Origin of the sequence: Nocardia sp. GP40 (assembly GCF_050434125.1) — a bacterium.
GTDB lineage: Bacteria > Actinomycetota > Actinomycetes > Mycobacteriales > Mycobacteriaceae > Nocardia > Nocardia albiluteola.
In genome coordinates this window covers 1-7,997 of the sequence record NZ_JBNPVW010000042.1, presented here as the reverse complement: position 1 = coordinate 7,997, position 7,997 = coordinate 1, and the positions used below count along the sequence as shown (strand labels likewise).

Genomic DNA, 7,997 nt, shown 5'->3' with positions numbered 1-7,997 from the left:
CGCGCCGCCGGCACGCTCGCCGACCCGAAGCTGGGCAAAGCCCGCGGTGCCACGCTGCGCCGCAAGATCATCGCCGTTCCCGCTCGTTTCACACGGCCGCAGCGAAAACCTGTGCTGCGCTTGCCCGCTCACTGGCCTTGGGTCGCTGCCTGGCAGCAGTTGTGGAACGCCACCACCGCCACATTCTCGACCTGCTGAACACACGCAAACCGCCCCTACGACCAGGAACAACAGTGGAAAAGCTGGGCAGACCAGCGACTACCTCACGCCCGAAACCCTGTGGTCCGCGCGCCGCAGGCGCGCGAACCACCCACAGCCCATGTCGGTGGATCGAGGCTAAGAGATGGCGAATTCTCGCCGGACGAGGGGGCCGATCGTCACCGAATTGCGGGCCGAATGTCCTCGACCGTCGGTGGCGGGGTCCGCAGTGCCCCGCACCGGTTTAACGTCGGGCTTCCGGACGCGTCCGAGCGGCCGGAAGCTACACTGCGGTAGGGAGTTTCACGCATGAGTATCGACTCGAGGCGATCGCATCGCCGGACGCTACGCGGAATCGTGTTCGTGCCCTGGGTCTTCGCGATAGCAGCCGGTCTCGGCACGCCGGCTGCCACGCCGGTAGCGGTGGCCGGGCCAGTACCAATCGCCTGTGCCGCAAACGAATACGAGAACATCGACGGCGTATGCGTACTGCGGCCCGAATCCGTGCCGGGCGACGCCGTTCCGGCCGGAGCGACCGCGCGTTGCCGCGATGGCGACTACAGCTTCACCCGGCACCGCCGCGGCGCGTGCTCCGGCCACGAGGGCGTCGCGCAATGGCTGGTGTCCGTGCCGTGATGCCAGAGGGCCGGTAACTCGCCGCGGCCATGTCCCGGGGGTGGCGCCCGCACGGCGTCCTGGAGAATGGGGTGTTGTGTGTGCGGAGGAACTTGCCGTCGAGCCGGTGGTGGCCGCGCGGCGGCTGCTGGGGGCGACGTTGTGGTCGGGTCCGGTAGGGGTGCGGATCGTCGAGGTCGAGGCGTACGGCGGGGATCCGGCGGGGCCGTGGCATGATCCGGCGGCGCATTCCGGGCGCGGGCGCACGCCGCGCAATGCGGTGATGTTCGGGCCGCCGGGGGTGCTCTACGTCTACTTCAGCTACGGGATGCACACCTGCGTGAACGTGACCAGCGGGCCGGACGGCACCGCCAGCGCGGTCCTGCTGCGTGCGGGGGAGGTGATCGCCGGGCACGAGATCGTTCGCGCCCGGCGGCCCGCCGCCCGCACCGACGCCGATCTGGCCAGGGGGCCCGGCAATTTCGGCAGCGCGCTCGGAATCATCCTGGACGATTACGGAACCCGGCTGTTCGATCCGGAATCGGCGATCCGACTCGAACTCGGCGAGGAGATCGCCGATCCGGCGATCTCCGTCGGCCCCCGCGTCGGGGTCAGCCTGGCCGCCGATCGGCCCTGGCGGTTCTGGCTGCGGGAATCGGCGGCGGTTTCCGCGTATCGGCGCAGTCCACGTGCACCGCGCCGCGCGCAATCGGCATAACCGCGGCGACCGAACGGCTGCACCAGGTTTGGCGGACGGCTGCACCGCTGGGGCTTCTTGCGATACGCGATGAGCCGTCCGCCACGCCTAACCGGCCGTGACCTCCTCCCGCGACCACTCGGTGAACAGCGTCCACAGCGTCTGCGTCGACACCTCGGTCCCGGTGCGATCGGTGTACCGCTGCACGTGGCGGGCGAATTCCCGCTCCTGTGCGGGCGAGAGCTTCCGGCCGAACTCGGTCTCCAGCACGTAGGCGATGCCGCCCTTGCCGGACTGGGAATTCACCCGGATCACCGCCTCGTACGTGCGCCCGACATCGGCGGGGTCGATCGGCAGATACGGTACCTGCCAAGGGATCTCGCCCTTGTCGGCGCCGAGGACGGCGGCGCGCTTGCGGTGTTCGTCGAAGCCCTTGCGAATCGCGTCCTGATGGGTACCCGAATACGCGGTGTACACCAGATCCCCGGCGTACGGATGCCGTTCGGGCACCGGCATCCGCGTGCAGAACTCGACCGTGCGCCGGACCCGATCGATATCGGAGAAATCGATCATCGGATCGATGCCCTGGGCGTGCAGATTCAGTGCGAGCGTGGCGATGTCGACATTGCCGGTCCGTTCGCCGTTGCCGAAGATACAACCCTCCACGCGCTGCGCACCGGCCAGCACCGCGAGTTCTGCGCAAGCGATTCCGGTGCCGCGGTCGTTGTGCGGATGCACCGAGAGGATCACCCCGTCCCGGCGGGCCAGATTGCGGTGCATGTACTCGATTTGATCGGCGTAGACGTTGGGCGTGGCAACCTCCACGGTCGCGGGCAGATTCAGGATCACGGGCCGCTCCGGCGTGGCGTCCCACAGCTCGGCCATCGAATCGCACACCTCGAGAACGAAATCCGGTTCGGTGAGGTTGAAAACCTCGGGCGAGAACTGGAATCGGACGTTGGGCCGGTCGCCGGCCAGCTCCAGGATGTCGCGCCCGCCCGCGGTGATCAGCTCCGCCACCTCGGCGCGGGTACGGCCCAGGACGTGATCACGCCACATCGGCGCGGTCGCGGTGTACATGTGGATCACCACGTCGTTGGCGATGCCCTCGACCGATGCGACGGTCCGCTCGATGAGATCGCGACGGGCGGGGGTGAACACCACGATCGTGATGTCCGGGGGCGCCAGCGCGGGATCCTCGCGCAGCAGCCGGACGAAATCGAAGTCGGCCTGCGAGGCGCTGGGGTAGCCGACCTCGATCTCCTTGTATCCCATGGCGACCATGAGTTCGAAGAACGTGCGCTTGCGTGCGGGATCCATCGGTTCGGCCAGCGCCTGATTGCCGTCGCGCAGGTCGACCGGCACCCACAGCGGGGCGGCGGCGATCCGGTTGGCGGGCCAGCGGCGGTCGGTGAGTGGTATCGAAACCCGTTGGTACACATCGCGATACCCGTGCGATGGCATGACGGAGGGGTGCTGGCGATTCCAGGTCAGGGGAGCGTTCGACATGTTCGAAAGGCTTTCGCGTGGTCGGACGACCGGCGCAGCCCTGCAACCCGCGGGCGGGTGCCGGTCGATCAGACCCCGCTGCGGCAGCGAAGGAGAAGCAGGCCCCGGTATCCCATGTGGCATAGACTAGACGGCGATAACTCCTCAGACAAGTAGAGAGGTGGACGAGTTTTGGCGCACGTGCAGCGGTACCCGCTCGCCGCGCAGGCAGCGGAACTACTCCTGACCCGGATCCGCGCGGGCGAGTGGCAGCTGGGGCACAAGCTCCCCGGGGAAACCACCCTGGCGGCCCAGCTGGGCGTGGGCCGGTCCACGCTGCGCGAGGCGATTCGCGAACTCGCGGGCAAGGGGGTGCTCGAAAGTCGGCAGGGTGCGGGCGTTTTCGTCACCGCGCTGGACATCACCGAGGATTGGGACGCGGTTCTGCGCCGCGCCGACATCGTCACCGTCCTCGAGGCGCGCATCGCCATCGAGGCCGAGGGGGCCGCGCTGGCCGCGGCGCGGCGCACGCCCGCCGATCTGCGCGCCATGTGGCGCGCCCTGTCCGCGCGCGCCGAGGTGGGGAACTCCGTCGAGGAACTCGTCGACGCCGATACCGCCTTCCATCGCACGGTGGTGGCCGCCTCCCACAACGACGTGCTCGCCGGCATGTTCGATGCCTTCGTCCCGCGGCTGCGGCACGCCATGGTCGACATGCTGCGCATCCGCCCGCTGCCGGATCCGTCCGCGGATCATCTCGCGCACGAGGTGTTGCTGGACGCGGTCCGCAAGCGCGATGCGGTGGCGGCGGCCGCCGCGAGCCGCATCCATCTGTCCGCCCTGAAGGAGACGCTCACCTAGCGCTGTTCCGCGCCGATCGGGGCGATGACCTGCCGAAAGTGTCGAATTCCGGCGCGGGCGATGAGTTTTCGGGACCCGCCGCGTCTTATCGGGCAAGCGCGCTCGACACCCCATCGGCTACCTGAAGGACACCATCATGACCGCCACCGCCCACCTCGCCCAGATCACCGTCGCCCCCGGCAAGGTCCGCAACCGCATTCTCTGGACCGTGCAGATCCTGCTCGGCGTCTTCTTCATCGTCGGCTCCGGCCTGCCCAAGCTGGTGGGAGAGGCCACCGCCGTGCACGTCTTCCAGCAGATCGGCCTGGGCCAGTGGCTCCGCTACCTGGCCGGATTGACGGAGGTCTCCGGCGGCATCGGCCTGCTCATCCCGCGGCTGACCGCGGCCGCCGCCACCGGCCTGGCCGTGACCACCGTGCTCGCCGCGTGCACCCAGGCGTTCCTGTTGCACGCCCCGGCGATGGCGATCTTCCCGCTGGTCCTGGCCGCGATCTTCGCGACGATCGCGTGGCAGCGTCGCGACAGCTTCTCGCTGACCTTCCGCTGAGCACACGCGCCACCATTTCGCCGCTTCCGAAGGGAGCGGCGGAATTCGCGTGTACGGAGCGTTGGGTGAGAACGGCAGGGAAGCGGGTGTGCGGCCGCGGAAGCGTGCGTCCTCGCGCTCATGTGCTCGGTTCGGCGCCCGACGCGGCGGCCCGTGACTCGGCCTCGCTCGCTTCCCCACTCGCTCCGCGCCGATGCACGCCAGGGCTCACCCCGTACCGCCGCTTGAAGGCCGCGCCCAGACTGAAAGCGGTGCCGTAACCGACCTGCCGCGCAATGGATTCGATCGTCGCATCCGTGCCGCGCAGCAGATCCGCCGCCCGTGCCAGCCGCCACTCGGTCAGATACGTCATGGGCGGCTCGCCGACCAGATCGGTGAACCGCCGGGCCAGCCCGGCCCGGGAGACGCCGACGGCGGCGGCCAACTCGCCCACCGTCCAGTCCGTGGCGGGATTGTGCTCGAGCAGTCGCAGTGCGCGGCCGACCACCGGATCGGCGTAGGCCCGGTACCAGCGCGGCGCCTCGGCCCGGGCGAACCAGGCGCGCAGCGCGGCGATCGTGAGCAGGTCCAGCAGCCGGTCCAGCAGCGCCGACTGCCCGGGATCGTCCCGCCCGGACTCGTCGGCCAGTAGGCCGAACAGTCGAGGGTCGACATCCTCAACGTCCAGCACCGCCAGCGCCGGCAGCGCCCGCAGCAGCCGGTCGCTGACGGTCCCGGCCACCTCGTAGGTTCCGGTCAGCAGGGCGGTCGCGCCGTCCGGGTTGGTGCCCCAGCTGCGGACGCCCAGATCCCATGTCTCGCACAGTGGTTCGCCCTCCGGAGTCGTCGTGGTCTGCCCGGGGTGCACCACCGCCTCGGGCGGCGTGGCCGGATCGTCGGCGACGGTGTAGGCATCGGGTCCGCGCAGAATCGCCACGCCACCCGCCTCGAGCCGGGCCGGCGGATCGTTGTCGGGAAGGATCCATGCCGATCCGCGCGTCACGACCACCACGGTGAGCGGTGCCCGATCGGCGATCCGCAGGGACCAGGGCGGATCCAGCAGCGAACGCATGACGAAGGCGCCACGCGCCCGCGGGCCGTCGAGCAGATCGGCAAGCGCATCCATTACTCGACAATCGCCCACCGGACGGCGGCGATCAACCCGGACCTGCCGCGCCGGGATCGAGACGATGCGGCGGATCATCACGACGACGCAGTGCGGCGGGCCTTCTTCGGCCACACCGCGACGAGCGCACCGCTCAGGGCCGCGAAGCTCAGCGTGGTGAGCACGGCGCGAACATTGTTGGCAGGCACCCACAGCGACTGGAAGTGGTGCCGGGCGGTGTCGAGATCGACCGCGGCCGCGAGCTGGTTGTTGAGCGGCACGTTGATGGCGACCGTCATCAGGAACCCGGCCACGGACAGGACCGCACCCGGCCAGACCCACCGGCGCAGCCGCCGATCCCGGCGCAGCACGATCGCCGCGGCCGTCGCGCCGAGCGCGGATCCGAGAAACGAGACCATGAAGGCGGGACCGACGATCACGACGTTGATCTTGTTCATGACCTCCACGAAGGTGCGGTCGTCCACCCGGGCGAGCGCCGGCATGACCGCGATGGAGAAGCCGTAGTACACACCGGCGAGCAGCCCGGTGGTGACCGTGGATACGGCCAGGGTCGCGACCGATGCGCGACCGGGGATGTGTGTCGCGGGGTCGATCGCCCGGAAAGGGTTGGGGCGGACGGGGGGAACAGGAGCGGAATGCGTTGTCATGGTTCTCAGTACAGTCGCCCGGACTGCGACGGCACATGGTCTCGACGCTCGGATCCATACGCCGGCGTCCAACTCATCGCTCGTTTCGGCCCGACGCCATCGGACCTGTCTGCGGGCGGGCCGTGGACGTGCGGAAAGATGAGTAAGCGTGACCGTGGACATTATCGATGAGCTGACCCGGCGTGGACTGATCGCACAGTCCACCGATCTGGATGCCCTGCGGGCCGACATCGCCAAGGGGTCGATCACCCTGTATTCGGGCTTCGACCCGACCGCGGCCAGCCTGCACGCGGGGCATCTGGTTCCGCTGCTCACGCTCAAGCGATTCCAGCAGGCGGGCCACCGGCCCGTGGTGCTGGCCGGCGGCGCGACCGGGCTGATCGGCGATCCCCGCGACGTCGGTGAGCGGGTCATGAACTCGACCGACACCGTCGCCGAGTGGGCCGAGCGGATCCGCGGGCAGCTGTCGCGGTTCGTCGACCTGGACGACTCGCCCACCGGAGCGATCGTCGCGAACAACATGGACTGGACCGGGCCGCTGTCGGCCGTGGACTTCCTGCGCGATATCGGCAAGCACTTCTCGGTGAACGTCATGCTGTCCCGGGAGACGGTCAAGCGGCGCCTGGACGGCGAGGGCATCTCCTACACCGAGTTCAGCTACATGCTGCTGCAGGCCAACGACTTTCTGCAGTTGCGCCGCACCCACGGCTGCACGCTGCAGGTCGGCGGATCGGATCAGTGGGGCAACATCATCGCGGGTGTCGAGCTGAACCGCCGCGTCGACGGCGCGCACGTGCACGCGCTGACGACGCCGCTGGTGACCTCCGCCGACGGCAAGAAGTTCGGCAAGTCCACCGGCGGTGGCAGCCTGTGGCTGGACCCGGAGATGACCAGCCCGTACGCCTGGTACCAGTACTTCGTGAACACCGGCGACGCCGACGTCATCCGTTACCTGCGCTGGTTCACCTTCCTGGACCGCGAGGAGCTGGCCGAGCTCGAGCTCGCCACGACCGAACGTCCGCACGCCCGCGAGGCGCAGCGACGCCTGGCCGCGGAGATGACCACGCTGGTGCACGGCGCGGCGAATACCGCCGCGGTGCAGCTTGCCAGCCAGGCCCTGTTCGGCCGCGGCGATCTGAGCGAACTGGATTCCGCGACCCTGTCCGCCGCGCTGACCGAGGCGGCGACCGACAGCGAGGTCGCCGTCACAGCCGACGGCGCCACGATCGTGGACCTGCTGGTGGATTCCGGGCTTTCCGAAAGCCGCGGGGCCGCGCGCCGGGCCGTCAACGACAACGGGGTGTCGGTGAACAATGCCCGGATCAGCGATCCCGAGTGGACCCCCGGCGAGGGCGACTACCTGCACGGACAGTGGCTGGTGCTGCGGCGCGGGAAGAAGAACTTCGCCGGGGTTCGTCGCGCCGGGCGTTGACGGCCTGCGAGACCTGGGTCACAATCGGGTGACCCAGGTCCGCAAGGGCGCTAAACCTGGGGCGCTGACCTGCGCAAACGCCAGCTGTCTTGGGGATTTGACGTTGCGTTCTCCGACACGTAACTTATTCCAAGTCAGAGCGACACGGACACCGACCCGGGGCCGAGAGGCCAGGGAAACGAGGTAGGACGGAGAGCGCCTGGCGACATGCGCAACTGATCTAGATCCGGAGCTTGACTCTGGGGTTTAGAGCGGTTAGGCTGGGAAAGTTGCCTCAAGAGAATGTCGGACAGAATTCCGGCTGGATCTTCAGTGCGTGTGTTCTTTGAGAACTCAATAGTGTGTCGATGAATGTCAGTGCCAAATATTTATTTTGGTTCCGGCGCTTACACCCCCGTGTGGGTGTC

The 7,997-nt window shown here is 68.7% G+C and carries 7 protein-coding genes and 2 pseudogenes; 6 read left to right on the top strand and 3 right to left on the bottom strand.

All coding sequences use genetic code 11. The features are described 5' to 3' along the window. From ABH933_RS45335 to ABH933_RS45325, 3 genes and pseudogenes are all read left to right on the top strand, one after another. Positions 1–198: pseudogene (locus ABH933_RS45335) on the top strand (IS1380 family transposase); the annotation flags it as partial. 309 nt (positions 199–507) lie between these two features. Further along, positions 508–834: a DUF3761 domain-containing protein gene (locus ABH933_RS45330; protein WP_429429330.1), complete on the top strand. Its 327-nt coding sequence runs from the start codon at positions 508–510 to the stop codon at positions 832–834. A gap of 76 nt (positions 835–910) precedes the next feature. Continuing rightward, on the top strand, positions 911–1,531 hold the full coding sequence (locus ABH933_RS45325; protein WP_429429328.1) for a DNA-3-methyladenine glycosylase: 621 nt from the start codon (positions 911–913) through the stop codon (positions 1,529–1,531). Positions 1,532–1,651: 120 nt separating this feature from the next. Here the strand turns inward: ABH933_RS45325 and ABH933_RS45320 are convergent. Continuing rightward, positions 1,652–2,974: pseudogene (locus ABH933_RS45320) on the bottom strand (2-isopropylmalate synthase); the annotation flags it as partial. Between the two features lie 216 nt (positions 2,975–3,190). Between ABH933_RS45320 and ABH933_RS45315 the strand changes: the two are divergent. Then, a complete protein-coding gene (locus ABH933_RS45315; protein WP_429429326.1) occupies positions 3,191–3,859 on the top strand; it encodes a FadR/GntR family transcriptional regulator in 669 nt (222 codons plus the stop codon). 136 nt (positions 3,860–3,995) lie between these two features. Continuing rightward, entirely contained in the window at positions 3,996–4,406 is a 411-nt protein-coding gene (locus ABH933_RS45310) for a DoxX family protein (RefSeq protein ID WP_429429324.1), read from the top strand. Positions 4,407–4,524: 118 nt separating this feature from the next. Here the strand turns inward: ABH933_RS45310 and ABH933_RS45305 are convergent, their stop codons facing one another. Beyond that, positions 4,525–5,511, bottom strand: coding sequence for a cupin domain-containing protein (locus ABH933_RS45305; protein WP_429429322.1), 987 nt, complete (start codon positions 5,509–5,511; stop codon positions 4,525–4,527). A gap of 77 nt (positions 5,512–5,588) precedes the next feature. Continuing rightward, positions 5,589–6,158 (bottom strand): DUF1772 domain-containing protein, encoded by a 570-nt coding sequence (locus ABH933_RS45300; protein ID WP_429429320.1) that lies wholly within the window; start codon positions 6,156–6,158, stop codon positions 5,589–5,591. 148 nt (positions 6,159–6,306) lie between these two features. On the opposite strand from ABH933_RS45300, the gene tyrS reads away from it, so the two are divergent. After that, entirely contained in the window at positions 6,307–7,590 is a 1,284-nt protein-coding gene (gene tyrS / locus ABH933_RS45295) for a tyrosine--tRNA ligase (RefSeq protein ID WP_429429318.1), read from the top strand. The last annotated feature ends 407 nt before the right edge of the window (positions 7,591–7,997 follow it).

Bases quoted from the DNA above. Each gene is read 5' to 3' on its own strand.
- ABH933_RS45305 (WP_429429322.1), bottom strand. From the start codon at position 5,511: ATGGATGCGCTTGCCGATCTGCTCGACGGCCCGCGGGCGCGTGGCGCC.
- ABH933_RS45330 (WP_429429330.1), top strand. From the start codon at position 508: ATGAGTATCGACTCGAGGCGATCGCATCGCCGGACGCTACGCGGAATC.
- ABH933_RS45300 (WP_429429320.1), bottom strand. From the start codon at position 6,158: ATGACAACGCATTCCGCTCCTGTTCCCCCCGTCCGCCCCAACCCTTTC.
- ABH933_RS45310 (WP_429429324.1), top strand. From the start codon at position 3,996: ATGACCGCCACCGCCCACCTCGCCCAGATCACCGTCGCCCCCGGCAAG.